The organism is Pseudarthrobacter sp. AB1 (genome assembly GCF_014926485.1).
In the GTDB taxonomy this organism is placed as follows: Bacteria; Actinomycetota; Actinomycetes; order Actinomycetales; family Micrococcaceae; genus Arthrobacter.
In genome coordinates this window covers 31,373-45,758 of sequence record NZ_PZKO01000051.1, presented here as the reverse complement: position 1 = coordinate 45,758, position 14,386 = coordinate 31,373, and the positions used below count along the sequence as shown (strand labels likewise).

Sequence of the window (14,386 nt, the reverse complement as noted above, 5' to 3'; positions counted from 1 at the left end):
TCTCGAGGCCGCGAGGGAGTACCTCACCGACTATGTGCACTGGTACAGCACCGATCACAAACACTCCGGCATCGCGCTGTTCTCACCCTCACAAGTCCACAACGGCTCTTGGAAAGAGCTCTGGGACAAGCGAGACCAAGTCCACCAGGACTACTACGAACGACACCCAGAAAGATTCCGCCAACGACCCACCACACCGGCCCCCGCCCAACACGTCGGGATCAACCTGCCCGAGACCAAAACACCCCAAAAACTAGCCCAGTGACTCCACACAGCTTGACAATTTTCGGCTCTCTCACTCCCTGCCGCAGCAGGGCAGGAAGTGATAGAGCGTTGGCGAAAAACCCACCAAAAGTGAGAGAGCGTCCGGGCTGGGGGGGAACTAGCCGCGGAACACCTGGACTACCGCCGGACGGGGCGCACGCACCTGGCCGCGGGCCGGCGTCGTGCCTTCTGCAACGTAGTCCGGGAAGAAGGAGTGCTGGTCCGCGAACGAGCCGTCTTCACCCGGGTGCTGCACGGACACGAACACGTTCCGCTCCTCGTCGTGGACGATCGGTCCGCAGGTTTCCGCTTCCCTCGGCACCGCCAGGAACTGCTCCACCTTGCCGCGCTCGGCGCCTTCGAGGGTGACCTTGAAGAGGCCGTCGGCCTTGCCGATGCCGGCGGGGGCACCGTCCGTGGAGATCCACAGGTTGCCAACGGAGTCGAACGCAAGGTTGTCCGGGCAGGAGATCGGCGAGACCTTGTCCACCGGGAAGCCGGAGAAGTAGGTCACGTCACCGGTGGCGGGGTCGCCGCAGACCATCAGCAGGTTCCAGGTGAACGCGGTGCCGATCTGCCCGGGAGCCTCGGTGATTTCCACGATGTGGCCGTCGCGGTTGGCGTTGCGCGGGTTGATCTCCGTGGCGCCTTCCTTGCCAACCTTGCCGCGGTCCGAGTTGTTGGTGCAGGCCACGTAGACCTTGCCCGTGAGGAGACTCGGTTCCACATCCTCGCAGCGGTCCATCTTGGTGGGGCCCACTTTGTCGGCGGCGAGGCGGGTGTAGACCAGGACCTCTTCCACGGTCATGCCGGGCACGGCGGAGGCGCCGTCCACCACCAGGGGCAGCCATTCGCCGGTGCCGTCGAAGGAACCGTCGGCGGGCACGTTGCCGGCTCCGGTGATCTCCTCCAACGGTGAGTTGCCGGTGAACCTGGCGACGTAGAGGTTGCCCGCGGAGAGCAGGGTCATGTTGTGCGCCCGGTCGGCAGCCGAAGTACCGGGGCGGTACTTCCCGGCCGAGACGAACTTGTACAGGTAGTCGAAGCGTTCGTCGTCGCCCGAGTAGGCCACTACGTGCCCGGAATCTGCCACGATCACGTTGGCGCCCTCGTGCTTGAAACGGCCCAGCGAGGAGTGCTTCTTCGGGGTGGACGTGGGATCGAACGGGTCAACTTCCACGATCCAGCCGAAGCGGTTGGTTTCGTTTTCGTAGCCGGCGTTGCGGGTGTCGAAGCGGGGATCGTCCAGTTCCCACTTGCGTGCAGTGGCCGACGACGACAGTCCGTAGCGCTTGTCGCTGGCGGACGTGCCCGGGGAGACGAAGTAGCCGTTGAAGTTTTCCTCGCCGGACAGGATGGTGCCCCACGGGGTGGTGCCGCCGGCGCAGTTGCCCAGGGTGCCCTTGATCTTGCGGCCGCTCGGGTCCGCGACGGTCTTGACGAGGGCGGAGCCCGCGGCGGGGCCGGTCAGTTCGTAGACGGTGTTGTTCAGGTACCGGCGGTTCAGCGGCGCGCCCTGGACGTAGGTCCACGGCTTGGTGGTGTTCTTGCGCTCGAGTTCGACGACGCTCAGCCCGTGCGCAGCGGCCCCCACCGCGCGGACGTCGGCCGCCGGCATGGTGGCCGGGAACATGATGTTCTCGTTCGTGTATTCATGGTTGGCGAACAGCACGGCGCGGCGGCCCTTGCTGTTCGGGACCTCCAGGATGTCCGTGTAGTCGTTGTTGTAGCCGAACTGCTTCTCCTGCGCGGCGGCCGTCTGGTTGTTCAGGTCGAAGTCCGGCGTGCCGTTGAAGATCGGGTCGCCCCAGCGGATCACGGGCTGCCAGGTAAAGCCTTCCGGCACCGTGAAAGCGTCCACGGCAGCGTCCACCGGAGCGATCGGCGTGAACGTCAGCTTCGACTTCGCGAAGCCTTCCTTAGCGGCGGGGGCCAGGCCGGGTCCGCCGGCAACTGCCGGTTCCGCGGCGGAAATGGCGCTGCCGAGTACGACGGCGAGCGCACCGGCGGCGCCGAAGCCCAGGGCGGCGCGGCGGGACATGGTGGCGGACGCGATGTCCCGGAAATAGCTGTTGGAGCTGGTGTTGCAGACATCGCCGGCACAGGCGTTGTCGCACTTCAAGGCGCAGGTGACGGCGCTGCGCTTGCCCTTGGTGTGGCCGAGCATGGGCAGAAGGGTGAACTTGCGGGCTGTCGTGTCAGACAAGGGGTGCCTCCAGATTTACGGTCGGGTCCCGCCCACCCTGTCAGCCGGTTCCAACGCCCAGCCGTCCGCCGGGTGAAGTTCCGGTGAACCGGCGGTGACCTGCAGGGATGTGCGAGAGCGTTGCCGGAAAAGCCGCAGGATGTGAGAGAGCGTCAGGGAGCCAGGAGGGCGTGGACGCGCCCGAGCCGGGCCAGCCACCAGTCGCGGCGTTCGGCGGAAGCCGCAAACTGCTCCAGCAGCCCGGCGTCGGCGGTGACGTCGCGGAGGCGGATGGCGCCGTCGTCGGCCACTAACGGATCCAGCGTGATATCCGAGGCGAACAGCGACACCGTCCCCAGCCCGCACGCGTACGGCAACCCGGGCAGGGCCGCCGCCAAGGCCAGTCCGGCGCGGATCCCCACGGAGGTGTCCAGCGCAGAACTGACGACGGCGGGGAGCCCGGCCTGCGCCACGATGTCCAGGGCGCGCCGCACTCCCCCGAGCGGCGCGACCTTAACAACCAGCAGATCTGCCGCGCCGGCCCGCGCCACCTTAAGCGGATCGGACTCCTTGCGCACGCTTTCGTCGGCCGCGATCCGCACCGGCGTTCCGGCGGCGCGCAGCTGGCGGCGCACCTCGGCGAGCCCCTCGATGGTGGGCACCGGCTGCTCGGCGTATTCAAGTCCGACGGCGGCGAGCAGGGTGAGTGCCGCCACGGCGGTAGGCACGTCCCAGCCGCCGTTGGCGTCGACGCGGATGGCGGCGTCGGGCAGGGCGGCACGGACAGCGGCGACCCGGGCGGCGTCGTCATCGAGCGTCTGCCCGCGTTCGGCCACCTTGATCTTGACGGCATCCACCCGGCCGAAGCGGGCCAAGACGTCGGGCACGCGGTCCGCGGAAACGGCGGGCACGGTGGCGTTGACGGGGATCACCGAACGGACGGGCGACGGGAAGCCGTCCCAGCCGGCCTCGATGCTGGCGGCGAGCCAGCGGGAGGCCTCGGCGTCGGCGTATTCGGGGAACGGGCAAAACTCGCCCCAGCCGTGCGGGCCGCGCAGCAGCAGCGTTTCGCGCTCCATGATGCCGCGGAACTTCACCCGCATGGGCAGGCTCACCACATGGGCAGTGGCGAGCAGCTCGTCCAGGGCGGGGAAGGTGGCAGGCATGGATTCACTGTACAAGCGCGGAAAGGTCCGCGTTGGACTCTGCAGCGTTGGCTGCCCACGGCCTCACTCGGAGTGCAGGAATCTCTGCAAGAGATAGGTGGTCTGCCGGGCGCAGCGAATGATCTGCCGAAAGCGGTCTGCCGCCAGCCGGGGCAGGACCCGGTCAGGCTCAGCATCGACGCTCTCTTGGCGAAGGGACCGTTCAAGGTCCAGGGCAAGTCCGGCCAGGCGTTCCGCGCCCACCATCTGGCTGGAAGTCTTGAGGCTCAGGACCGCATCCATCGCACCGGTCAGGTCACCGGTGGTGAGGGTCAGCCGCACCTTTTCAGTCCGGTGGGGCAGGTTCTCGATGAAGTTCTGCACGAACACCTTCCACACGCCGTCATCGTCATCGAGCTCGATGCGCAGCCTGTCCAGCACTGCCTGATCCAGGAGGGGCAGGGCGTTGACGTCTTCCGGCGCCATAACTGTCCTTCCTGCCCCGAGAAGCGGTGTACCCATGGACGTGCCGTAAGTTCCCCCCGTTCGACCGTATGTGGCCGGGATGCCGAAAGCATCAGTAGTCAGTACTCGACTTTCATCTCAGGGGCACTGAGTGCAGACGAGCTGTTGGCGCTAACCAGGTCAGCGATTGTTACGCTTTGCGGTGTGACTTCAATGAAACAGGCGCCCTGTCTCGAAGTACACGCGTGAGCGCTTCGGCACCAGTGGTCAACGCCCGGGCGTCAACCACCCCCCTGTACGCGGCCGGGTTCGTTACCGCGTTCGGCGCCCACAGCATCGCAGCAGGCATGGGTGCCCAGAGCGAGAACATTGGCCTGACACTGCTCAACCTGGGCATACTGCTCGCCCTCTATGACATTTCCGAGGTCTTCCTCAAGCCGGTCTTCGGCGCCCTGAGCGACCGGATCGGAACCAAGCCCGTCATCGTCGGCGGCCTCCTGGCCTTCGCGGTGCTGTCACTGATCGGCCTCTGGGCGGTGGATCCGCTGATGCTTGGACTCGCGCGGCTGGGGCAGGGCGCTGCGGCTTCGGCCTTCTCGCCGGCATCGTCCGCGATGGTTGCGCGGCTGGCGGCGGGTAAGAAGGCCGGGACCTACTTCGGCCGGTACGGTTCCTGGAAGAGCCTGGGCTACGTCATCGGCCCCCTGCTGGGCGCCGGACTGATCCTCGCGGGCGGGTTTGCCCTGCTGTTCGGGGCCCTGTCGGTACTGGCGGCGGGCACCGCCGTGTGGGTGCTGGTGTCCGTTCCCCACCTGCCGCCGCTCCCCCGGCAGCGCTACACCGTGCTGGACCTTGCCCGCCAGGTCACGGAGCGGCGCTTCCTCGTGCCGACGCTCGTGCTGGCGGCCTCGACGGGAGCGCTCGGCGCGGCGATCGGATTCATCCCCGCGCTCGCCACCCGGCACGGCCTTGGCCCGGTTGCCGGGACAGCCGCGGTCAGTGTCCTGGCCATCACCTCGGTGCTCACCCAGCCCTGGATCGGCAGGCTGCGCGACGCGCACCGCGTCAGCGACAACAAGGGTACGACGACGGGGCTCCTCCTTACCGCCGCGGGCGTCGCCCTCATCGCCCTCACCCCGGGTCCGGTCACACTGTTCATTGCCGCGGCGGCCATTGGCGCGGGAGTCGGCCTGGCCACGCCGCTCGGGTTCGCGCATCTGGCCGACACCACGCCGCCGGAGCGCATGGGCCGGACCATGGGTTCGGCGGAGCTCGGCCGTGAACTTGGCGATGCCGGCGGGCCGCTGCTGGTAGGCGGTATGGCCACCCTCACCGCCCTGCCGTTCGGTCTCGGGGCCCTGGCCTTGCTGGTCGCGACGGCCAGCATCCCGCGCCTCCCGAAAGCAGCTACCCCGGGTCCGGGCGCACCTCACACGCGTTAGGTAGACTGCAGGAAATACCGCACGCGGGAGGAAACCCAGCATGAACCGCAAAGCCACAGCACTCGACGTCGCCAAGCTCGCCGGAGTGTCCCGCAGCGCGGTGTCGCTGGTCCTGAACGGGCGCGGCGACGGAAATGTGGCCAAGGAAAGCCAGCTCCGGATCCGTGAAGCGGCCGCCACGCTGAACTACACGCCCAACGCCATCGCCGTGAGCCTGCGGAACCGCCGGTCGCGGATCATCGGGATCGTCTCGGACCAGGTGGTCACCAGCCCGTTCGACGGCAACATCATCGCCGGCGCGGACGCCGTGGCCAGGTCCCAGGGTTTTGTCACCGTGGTGATGGATACGGAGCTGGACGAGGCCCGCGACGAAAGTGCGGTGGCCACGCTGCTGGACCGCCAGGTGGACGGGCTGATGTACGTCACCGTGGGCCTGCGCCCCCTGCACGTGCCGCTCAACATGTTGCGGGTGCCGTCGGTGCTGGCCAACTGCTTTGATGACCGGCCCGAGGCAGGCCTTCCCGCTGTGATTCCGGATGAGGTCCGCGGCGGCCGGGAGGCGGCAACGCACCTGCTGGGGCTGGGCCACCGGGACATCGCATTCCTTGCCGGTGACAGCATCAGACCCGCCGCGCCGCGCCGCATCCAGGGCCACCGGGACGCCTTCGAGGCGGCCGGTTTGCCGGTGCGGCCGGGCCGGATCCTGGAGGCTGGCTGGGACATCGATGCCGGGTTCCACGGTGCCATGAAACTCCTGGACGGCGTGGCGGCGCCGGACCGCCCCACCGCAATCATGTGCGCAAACGACCGCCTGGCCATCGGCGTGGTACTCGCGGCCAATCGCCTGGGCCTGGCTGTGCCTCAAGATGTCTCCGTCATGGGATACGACGACGAATTCCGCATCGCCTCCACCATGGTCCCCGCGCTCACCACCATGGCCCTCCCGCTGCGGGAGATGGGCGCCACGGCCATGACCGGGCTCCTCCAGGAGCTGTCGGTGGAGCCGGAGGATCACGACGACGGCGGCGAACCCGCCGGACACAGCCGCCCCGGCCAGACACTGGTTCCGTGCCGGCTCGTGGTGCGCGAGTCAACCGGGCCGGTCCCCGCGGGCCGGGCCTGAGCCCGGTCCCCCAAACAGCAACGACAACGCGGGGTCACTAAACGCCCGTCCGAGGCCTCCGGATGGGCATTATGTGACCCCGCGTTGTACGTTATTCGGGCTGTTCCAGCTGCCAGACGTCTGCAGCCGCGCCGTCGGGAAGCCGCAGCACCCACCGCTCGCCGGGCGCCGGATAGGCGCGCAGCGTGGTGGCAACCGAACCGCTCCGGTACACCTCCACCAGCGACGCGTCCACAAACACCCGCAGCTCCTCCCCCGCCGCCAGCGCTCCGCTGAACACCACTTGCCCGCCGTCGGATGGGGATCCAGCATCCATTGATCCAGCGCCCGCCAGGGAAAGTTCGACGACGGCGTCCGCGGGCAGCGCCGCCGGCCCACCGCCCACAACGGCCTCGGCATACGGCGGCAGCTCAACGCTCCCGGCAACCTGCGACGCCAGTTGCGTGCCACGGTACGCATCCACCTCCGGAGCGGGTGCCACTGCCAGGGAACCGTCCACCACGGACAGAAGTCGCGGGTGGGTGAGAACGCCGGCCCAGCCCGCGGCGTCGATCTGTTCCTGGCTGCGGCCCCGGCGGCCGTCCCGCCCGGGTCCTTCATTGGCCCAGCCCCACAGCAGTGCTTTCGGCTCCGCGAGGGCAGCAAGAGCTGGGGAAGAAGCAGGAACGCCCGGGGCACCGGCGCCGGCACCGTCCTGCAGCTGCATGATCTGGGGCGCGTAGAAGTCGCGGCCCAGGTCAGACTTTCCGCCGGTCTCCGGGGAGAACACCGGCAGCCCGGTGGCGGGGTCCTCGGCCAGGGAGCCGATGAGGTGGCCCACGCCGTTGGCGTGCTCGTGGTCATCGCCGGAGAGCCAGAGGGAGAACATCATGACCCATGCGTCGCCGTCGTCCCCGGACGGCACCCGCACCAGCTGCGGGCATTCCCAGATCTCGGCCGGTGTCCGGGCAGCGGCGACCGGGTTCTCGGACGTGAGCCAGATGCCCTGGTACTTCCAGTCGAACAGATCCTCCACCGTGTACAGCAGGAGCGCGGCGTGGCCGGAGGCCAGCCCGGCGCCCTGCATGGCGTAGCGCTTGCCGTTAAAGCGGAAGATGAACGGATCGCGGACCGCCGTGACCATGGGGTCGGCCGGCATGGACGCCGCGACGTGGCCGTCCTGCGTCCAGGAAACGAGGTCCGCGGAACCGCGCGAGATGACCACTTGGGAGTGGCCGCCGTCGCCGCGGACGCCGGAGTACGCGGCGGTGGGGACGCCGCCGTCGTCCGTCACCACACCGGTCCAGCAGCCGAACGCGTCCGGCCCGCCGCCCTGCGGCCTCAACGCCACGGGGTGCTCTTCCCAGCGGACCAGGTCCGCGGAGCTGATGTGGCCCCAGGCGATCCTGTGGTGTCTGGCGGACTCGGGGTTGTACTGGAAGAAGACGTGGTAGCGGCCGTTGAGGTGGCTGATGCCGTTGGGATCGTTGATCCAGCCTTGCGCGGGGCGGGGGTGGAAGTGCGGGAACGCGGCGTCGGGGTGGGCGGCGGCAATGCGGGCGACGTCGGCGGCGGCGGGGTCCGGGGATGACATGGAAGTAAGCCTCTCAGTAGTTGGGGTTTATTTGCCGCTGCCGGCGGTGAGGCCGTCCTGCAGCGCGCGCTGGCCGAAGATGAAGACCACCAGGGCGGGGATCATGGACAGGACCACGCCGGCCAGCACCACGGAGATGCTGCCGGTGCCCAGGTTGCCCTGGAGGGAGACGAGGCCCAGCGGCAGGGTGAAGTTCTGTTCCGAGATGGTCATGATGAGCGGACGGAAGAACTCGTTCCAGTGGAAATTGAAGGCAAGGATGCCCACGATCGCCATCCCCGGGACAGCCAGCGGGGCGTAGACCGAGCGGAAGGTCCGCCAGGGTGAGGCGCCGTCGATCGACGCCGCTTCCGCGAGGTCGGTGGGCAGTCCCCTGAAGTACTGCCGCATCAGGAAGGTGCCGAACGCCGTCGGGATGGCGGGCAGGATCAGTGCCAGCAGGGTGTCCGAAAGCCCCATGCCGCGGATCAGCATAAACACGGGCACGATGGTCACCTGCACCGGCACCATCATGGTGGCCAGGACGATGGAGAAGAGGGCGCCGCGGCCGCGGAACTTCAGGTTGGCGAAGGCGTAGCCGGCCATCGCGGCGGTCACCATCTGGCCCACGGCGATGAGCCCGGTGACCAGCGCGCTGTTCAGCACCAGGAGGACGATGTCCAGCTGCCGGAAGACCTGCGCGTAGGACGTGAAGTCCGGATTCCAGGGGAAGAACGACGGCGGCAGCTTGAACGATTCCGACGGCGACCGCAGCGAGGTGGACAGGGTCCACATCACCGGGCCCAGGGTCAGGACGGCCGCGATCATCAGCAGGACAATTCGGAGGACCAGGTTCCAGTTCGGCTTCGGCCGGGACCGGGCAGGCACGGCAGGGGTGCGGGTGGAGACACGCTCTGTAGTGGTAGTCATGGCTGGCCTTACTGGTAGAAGACGAATCGTTTGCTGAGCCGGAACTGCGCGGCGGTGATGGCCATGATGATCAGGGTCAGGATCACGCCTATGGCCGAGGCCTCACCGAACTCGAGGCGCTGGAACGCGGATTCGAAGATCACCATCACGGCGGTGCGGGTGGAGTCTCCGGGCCCGCCGCGGGTCAGGACGTACGGCTGTTCGAACACCTGGAGGGCGCTGATGATGGCCATCACGGACGCCAGCAGGGTGGTGGGGCTGAGCAGCGGCAGGGTGACGTAGACGTGTTTGCGCCAGCCGGTGGCGCCGTCCAGCGAGGCGGCCTCATAGGTTTCCATGGGGATCGATGCCAGACCGCCAATGAACAGCAGGAAGGAGAACCCGAAGTTCTGCCACACGTAGACAAGGATGACGACGGCGGCCGAGCCGCCCGGGGTGGTCAGCCACGGCACCGCGGGAATGCCGGCGAGGGAGAGGAACCAGTTGACCACGCCGAACTGCTCGTTGAAGAGGTACCGCATGAAAATGGACACCGAGGCCGCGGAGAGGATCAGCGGGAAGAAGAAGGCCGAGCGGAAGAAGGTCCGCAGCCAGGCCGGCATTTTCTCCTGCACCATGACGGCGAGCGCCAGGGCCAGGCCCAACTGGAGGGCCACGGCCACAATCACAAACGCAATGGTGTTCAGGAAGGACACCCGCACCGTGGGGTCCTGGACCACTTCGGCGAAGTTGTCGAAGCCCACGAAGGTGGGGGCGGAGATGATGTCCCAGCGGAAGAACGCCAGGACCACCGACGCCGCGATGGGCACCAGGGTGAACAGGCCCATGCCCAGGACAGTGGGGGCCAGGAAGATCCAGGCGAGCCAGCGCTGGCTGTGCCGGCCCGACTCGGTCTGCGAAGTGGCGGGCGTTCCGGGCTTGATGGCCGTGGCGGCCTTCTTCGGCCGGTCCCGGCGAGGGATGGTGGTGCTCATGACTGCCTCCTCAGGGCCAGTTCAAGATCGCGCTGCATGGACTCGAGGGCCTGCTTGAGCTGGCGCTCATCGCCGCTGACGGCCAGCGAGACGTTTTTCATCAGGGCCGTTTCGACGGCGGCCTGCTGGGGCGGCGCCGGGATGGGGCCGGTGGTGGGGTACTTGTCCAGCGTGTCGTAGAAGACCTTCCAGTGCGCCGGGCCTTTGCCCGCGTACAGCGCCTCATTGACCATGGAGCGGCGGGCCGGGGTGGTGACCGGGTTGGGGAAGATCAGTTCCATGGCTTCGCGGCTGGCACTGAACTTGATCCATTCCCAGGCGGCGTCCTTGTCCTTGGCGGTTTTCATGATGGCGTAGCCGGCGGTGCCGAACTGGTGCCGCTGGCTCCGCCACTTGGGGAAGAACTGGACGTCGTAGTCGTTCTCCTTCATGCCGGCCTCGTGCAGGCCCTGGACCCAGTAGCCGCCAGCCGGGGTGGCGCCCACCCGGTTGGAGGCGAAAAGCCCCACCAGCGAACTGCCGCCGCCTTCTTCGGGCCGGACGCCGAGGCCGTCCTTGACCAGGCCGCGCAGGTAGTCGAAGGTCTCGAACACGCGGGGGTCGTCGGCGTTGGGTTCCAGCCACTGGTAGCCGCCGGAGCGCAGGTTGCGGGAGGGATCTTTGGCGTAGAAGGAGTCCCAGAGCCAGTCCCCGCCGGTGGAGCGGGTTTCCTTCAGGAAGCTGGTGTCGTTGGCGTAGAGCCAGGGCACCACGCCGCCGAAGAGCCTGTTGGTCCAGTAGTACGGCGTGAAGTCGGACGGGCGGACCTTGCGCATCGCGGCGAGGTTGTTGCGGAAGTCCACGTTGGTCCAGTCGTCCGCCGGGCGCTCCAGCCCTGCCTGCGCGAAGGCGGTGGTGTTGTAGTACATGTTGGCGGCGTTCCAGTCCATGGGGAGCTGGAAGAGGCTGCCCTTGTACATAAAGGCCTCCACCAGGCTGGGGTGGACGTCGTCGAAAAACTCGACCATGTCCGCGGCGTCGCGGCGCAGGTATTCGTCCAGCGGGTGGGCCAACTTGTCCGCGAAGAGCTGCGCGCCCTCGGTGGCCACATAGACGACGTCGGGCGGGGTGCCGGCGGCCACCATAGTGAGGATCTTGGTGAAGAAGTCTTTCCAGTCCACGGCCTGGATGGCCTGGACCTTGACCCGGATGTCCGGATGGAGGCGGGTGAACGCGTCGATGGCGCGCTGACGCGCGGCGGCATCGGCGGCGGTCCCCATGATGGCAATGCTGAGGCTGTTGTCGCCCCGCCCGGGAATGTCGGATCCGGAAAGCCTGGGCCACGATGCCACCGTTGCTCCCACAATTCCTGCTCCCAAAGCACCCAGGGCGGTCCGGCGTGAGAGTTCACGCAGGCGGCCAGTTGTGGCACCGGTCATGTCAATTTCCTTCCTAACACGTGTCAGGTAGCATATGACGCTGACCTAACACGTGTCAAGTGTCACATCCGGCCGGCTGGTAGTCCCTCGGGCCAGCCCTCGGCGCACGCCCAAAAGTTACGCAATTCGGCCAGCCTGGGCCTGAAACAACCGTGCGGTTCCTCCCAGTTTTCTGTGACACCCTTAACCGATGACCATTCCACGCCAGGCACCACCGCGGACCCCTGCCCGCCCCACCCCGGGCTCCGGCTTTATGTTCGCGTTCGCCTGGCTCGCCTGCATTGTGGGCCTGATCGCCACCTACTATTACTTCGTCCAGACCAGCACGGGCCAGTTCATCGACGAATCCGCGCTGGTTGAGGCCGTGGACATCCACGGACCCGCGGGCAAGGCAGCCACCGAGTTCCTGGACTGGCTGCCCACCATCTCACTGGTGGTGGCCGCCGTCGTGGTCCTGTTTGTCACGGTCATCCGACGGCGGTGGACGGCTGCCGGGGTTGCCGTCGCCGCGTGCATCGGCGCGAATATCGCCACGCAGATCCTGAAGGAAGTGCTGCCTGTGCGTCCGGACAAGGGTGTGGTGACGCTGGAACTGAACTCCCTGCCCTCCGGTCACACCACACTGGCGGCGTCGGCTGCGGCGGCGGTGTTCCTGATGGCTTCGCCGCGGTGGCGCCCGCTGGCCGGTTTTGTGGGCGGCACCTTCGCAATCGCCTCCGGAGTATCCACCTTGATCAACCAGTGGCACCGCCCCGCCGACGTAGTCGCAGCGTTCCTCTTGGTGGGCGCGTTTATGATCCCCGCCGGCTGGCTGATCATACGCAATGGCGCCGCATGGAACGTGTGGGATGGCTTCGGCAATCATGTGGGCTCGGCGAAAATCTGGCTCACGCTGCCGGTGGTGATCGGGCTCGCGTCGGCGGGGGTGGCGGTGTATTCGCTGGCCAAGATCGCCCCGGGCCCGCTCCAGGAGGGCAGCACCACCAACTACTTCTGGGCCGGGATCGCGCTTATCGTGATCGCCGGATACCTGGCCACCGTGGCCACCACGTCACTGTTCGCGTATGCCGCACGACGGCGGGACGCGCCCAGTCGCTGACGGCACCGCCGCGGCTGCCGCCGCACAGGCCTTCGCAGGCTGGTTGCCTAGCAATAGACCTTCTGGTTTTTGGAGTCCACCTTCAGGGTGTAGCTGGCAGAGGCCTGTGTCTGGTCTGTGGTGTACGTGGCCGTGACGCGCACGGTCAGTAGGGTGGCCGCGCCGCTGTCCACCACGATCTGCGAGACTCCAGTCAGGGTAATAGTGCCCGGCGTCGTGGTGGAAGCGATGGGAGTGGCCACGGAATAGGTGGGCCCGTAGCTCCCATCGGCCTGGAGGGCGGCGTAGGTCAGTGTGGCCGGCGCCAGGGGCACAGTAACGCTGAGGGTGGCTTCCTTCTGCGAGGCGATGTTTGAGCAGGTGATGGACGTGATGGCGGGACCGGGCCAGCTGCCGTTCGCAGTCACCGTCATCGTGGCTGTGGCTGACTGTTGCCACAGCGCCGCCGCGGGGCCGCCACCCAGGCCGAGCAGAACTGTGAGGGCGAAGGCTCCAACGGCCAGGGCCGGGACCGGGAGGCTCCGGAGTTTGCTCACTCCGCCTGCTCCGCCCGGGTGCCCCGCTTACGCATTTTGCGCACTGCTTTGAAGACCACGGTGGCACCGTACCCAATGAGGCCGGCTGCGGCCAGCCTGGTCCAGAGGTCACGGTCCACATTGCCCAGCGCGTTGGCGGCGAATCCCGCGTAGGGAACCGCATAGAACAGCTTGCCGGTGACCTGGGGGGCGGTGACCGGTTCGGCATCGTTGGCACCGTTGTTGTCGCCCCTGGTCACGAGGGTTCTTTCCCCCGCCTGGGTGGCGCCGAAGCCCACGATCCGGTGCGTTTCGACGTCGGGCCGGCCTGAGTACATCTGGAAGGTGATGACGTCCCCGTAGGAGAGTTCGTCGAAGGCCGCCGGCTTCATCACCAGGAACGTGCCGGGCGGGAACTTGGGCGCCATGGAGTTAGTCAGAACGGTGTACGTCTGGGACCCTGTGGCCCGGGGAACCACAACCAGCACCAGTGCGGCGAACACGGCGATCATCATGACCACCAGGTTCAGCACCCGCCAGGCCGCGGCCCAGAAAACACGGCCGGCAGGCTTGGAGCCGTCACGGCCGGCGGAGCCCGATCGGGTGGAACCGAAGCCTGAACCGCGGTCGCCTGCGAAGTACAGATCAGCAGCCACTGGGCACCCCGCAGAGCTGGCGGGCGGTGATCGGAAGAGTGATGTTCACGGCTTGGCCTTTCACGGTGGACGGGGCGGTGGAACTGAGGCTGACCTGGAAACAGAACACGGTGCTCGTGGACTTGGGGACGGACGCTGACGTCATCCCGGCTGCTGTCAGCGCCGTGTATCCGGTGGTTGTGGCGCACTGTGCGGTCGATGTGACATTTTTGGCGCTGACCGTAAGGTACTGGGCCAGGACGCCGCTGTTGACGTTGGCGAGGGTTGCCTGGCCAACGGTGAGCGCCGCGTTGAAGGTTCCGCCGGCGTTGCTGCCATTGGCAATTGCAACGTTGGCGTAGACCGAGTTTCCTGGCGAGACTGTAGCGGTCTGCGTGAGGTTCAGGCTGCCTGCCTGTCCTCCGGCGATGGTCATGTTGGTCACCTGCCCCGAGGGGCTCGCGGTGAGGGCGACATCGAAGGAAGCAGCGGAGACGATTCCCGGAGCAGCGGTGGTGCTGGCGTTCCACAAGGCGTAGGTGCCTTGGACTGTCAGCAGTCCGAGCGCCACCGCTGCTGCGATGAGTACACCGGTTCGCAGCATCCGCGGGATCCGCATTGTTCCTCCTGGTCCTGATC

13 protein-coding genes and 1 pseudogene are annotated in these 14,386 nt (G+C 67.3%); 4 read left to right on the top strand and 10 right to left on the bottom strand.

Annotation, left to right across the window (positions count from 1 at the left end; genetic code table 11):
- Positions 1-265, top strand: a pseudogene (locus DAD99_RS12940) (hypothetical protein); the annotation flags it as partial.
- Positions 266-382: 117 nt separating this feature from the next.
- Here DAD99_RS12940 and DAD99_RS12935 read toward each other — a convergent pair.
- From DAD99_RS12935 to DAD99_RS12925, 3 genes are all read right to left on the bottom strand, one after another.
- Positions 383-2,470 carry a PhoX family phosphatase gene (locus DAD99_RS12935; RefSeq protein WP_193341877.1) on the bottom strand — a complete coding sequence of 696 codons (2,088 nt, stop codon included), beginning with the start codon at positions 2,468-2,470 and terminating at the stop codon, positions 383-385.
- A 152-nt stretch (positions 2,471-2,622) separates the two neighbouring features.
- Entirely contained in the window at positions 2,623-3,615 is a 993-nt protein-coding gene (locus tag DAD99_RS12930) for an o-succinylbenzoate synthase (protein WP_193341876.1), read from the bottom strand.
- 63 nt (positions 3,616-3,678) lie between these two features.
- Positions 3,679-4,080 (bottom strand): Hpt domain-containing protein, encoded by a 402-nt coding sequence (locus DAD99_RS12925; protein WP_193341875.1) that lies wholly within the window; start codon positions 4,078-4,080, stop codon positions 3,679-3,681.
- A gap of 224 nt (positions 4,081-4,304) precedes the next feature.
- Here DAD99_RS12925 and DAD99_RS12920 point away from each other — a divergent pair, with 224 nt between their 5' ends.
- Both DAD99_RS12920 and DAD99_RS12915 read left to right on the top strand, forming a co-directional pair.
- Entirely contained in the window at positions 4,305-5,501 is a 1,197-nt protein-coding gene (locus DAD99_RS12920; protein ID WP_193341874.1) for an MFS transporter, read from the top strand.
- A gap of 40 nt (positions 5,502-5,541) precedes the next feature.
- Entirely contained in the window at positions 5,542-6,624 is a 1,083-nt protein-coding gene (locus tag DAD99_RS12915; protein WP_193341873.1) for a LacI family DNA-binding transcriptional regulator, read from the top strand.
- 91 nt (positions 6,625-6,715) lie between these two features.
- On the opposite strand, the gene DAD99_RS12910 is transcribed toward DAD99_RS12915, so the two are convergent.
- Genes DAD99_RS12910 through DAD99_RS12895 form a run of 4 tightly spaced genes read right to left on the bottom strand, consistent with a single transcriptional unit; the run spans position 6,716 to position 11,498 of the window.
- The gene (locus tag DAD99_RS12910; protein WP_193341872.1) at positions 6,716-8,197 is read right to left on the bottom strand and encodes a glycoside hydrolase family 32 protein; all 1,482 of its coding nucleotides are present in this window, start codon (positions 8,195-8,197) and stop codon (positions 6,716-6,718) included.
- A 27-nt stretch (positions 8,198-8,224) separates the two neighbouring features.
- The gene (locus tag DAD99_RS12905; protein ID WP_193341871.1) at positions 8,225-9,106 is read right to left on the bottom strand and encodes a carbohydrate ABC transporter permease; all 882 of its coding nucleotides are present in this window, start codon (positions 9,104-9,106) and stop codon (positions 8,225-8,227) included.
- An 8-nt stretch (positions 9,107-9,114) separates the two neighbouring features.
- Positions 9,115-10,080, bottom strand: a complete 966-nt coding sequence (locus DAD99_RS12900) for a carbohydrate ABC transporter permease (protein WP_193341870.1) — start codon at positions 10,078-10,080, stop codon at positions 9,115-9,117.
- Positions 10,077-11,498, bottom strand: a complete 1,422-nt coding sequence (locus DAD99_RS12895) for an extracellular solute-binding protein (protein WP_193341869.1) — start codon at positions 11,496-11,498, stop codon at positions 10,077-10,079. The genes DAD99_RS12900 and DAD99_RS12895 overlap by 4 nt, the downstream gene beginning before the upstream one ends.
- Positions 11,499-11,688: 190 nt before the next feature.
- On the opposite strand from DAD99_RS12895, the gene DAD99_RS12890 reads away from it, so the two are divergent.
- Positions 11,689-12,597, top strand: a complete 909-nt coding sequence (locus DAD99_RS12890; RefSeq protein WP_193341868.1) for a phosphatase PAP2 family protein — start codon at positions 11,689-11,691, stop codon at positions 12,595-12,597.
- Positions 12,598-12,644: 47 nt separating this feature from the next.
- Here the strand turns inward: DAD99_RS12890 and DAD99_RS12885 are convergent, their stop codons facing one another.
- From DAD99_RS12885 to DAD99_RS12875, 3 genes are read right to left on the bottom strand one after another with little or no spacing between them, the layout of a single operon-like run.
- The gene (locus tag DAD99_RS12885; protein ID WP_193341867.1) at positions 12,645-13,133 is read right to left on the bottom strand and encodes a hypothetical protein; all 489 of its coding nucleotides are present in this window, start codon (positions 13,131-13,133) and stop codon (positions 12,645-12,647) included.
- Complete coding sequence (locus tag DAD99_RS12880; RefSeq protein ID WP_375372230.1) at positions 13,130-13,768, bottom strand: signal peptidase I; 639 nt, start codon at positions 13,766-13,768, stop codon at positions 13,130-13,132. Before DAD99_RS12880 ends, DAD99_RS12885 begins: the two co-directional genes overlap by 4 nt.
- Positions 13,758-14,366, bottom strand: a complete 609-nt coding sequence (locus DAD99_RS12875) for a SipW-dependent-type signal peptide-containing protein (protein ID WP_193341866.1) — start codon at positions 14,364-14,366, stop codon at positions 13,758-13,760. Before DAD99_RS12875 ends, DAD99_RS12880 begins: the two co-directional genes overlap by 11 nt.
- Positions 14,367-14,386: the final 20 nt, after the last annotated feature.

Coding starts and splice junctions, on each gene's coding strand:
- DAD99_RS12930 (WP_193341876.1), bottom strand. CDS start 3,615: ATGCCTGCCACCTTCCCCGCCCTGGACGAGCTGCTCGCCACTGCCCAT.
- DAD99_RS12925 (WP_193341875.1), bottom strand. CDS start 4,080: ATGGCGCCGGAAGACGTCAACGCCCTGCCCCTCCTGGATCAGGCAGTG.
- DAD99_RS12915 (WP_193341873.1), top strand. CDS start 5,542: ATGAACCGCAAAGCCACAGCACTCGACGTCGCCAAGCTCGCCGGAGTG.
- DAD99_RS12910 (WP_193341872.1), bottom strand. CDS start 8,197: ATGTCATCCCCGGACCCCGCCGCCGCCGACGTCGCCCGCATTGCCGCC.
- DAD99_RS12905 (WP_193341871.1), bottom strand. CDS start 9,106: ATGACTACCACTACAGAGCGTGTCTCCACCCGCACCCCTGCCGTGCCT.
- DAD99_RS12900 (WP_193341870.1), bottom strand. CDS start 10,080: ATGAGCACCACCATCCCTCGCCGGGACCGGCCGAAGAAGGCCGCCACG.
- DAD99_RS12895 (WP_193341869.1), bottom strand. CDS start 11,498: ATGACCGGTGCCACAACTGGCCGCCTGCGTGAACTCTCACGCCGGACC.
- DAD99_RS12890 (WP_193341868.1), top strand. CDS start 11,689: ATGACCATTCCACGCCAGGCACCACCGCGGACCCCTGCCCGCCCCACC.
- DAD99_RS12875 (WP_193341866.1), bottom strand. CDS start 14,366: ATGCGGATCCCGCGGATGCTGCGAACCGGTGTACTCATCGCAGCAGCG.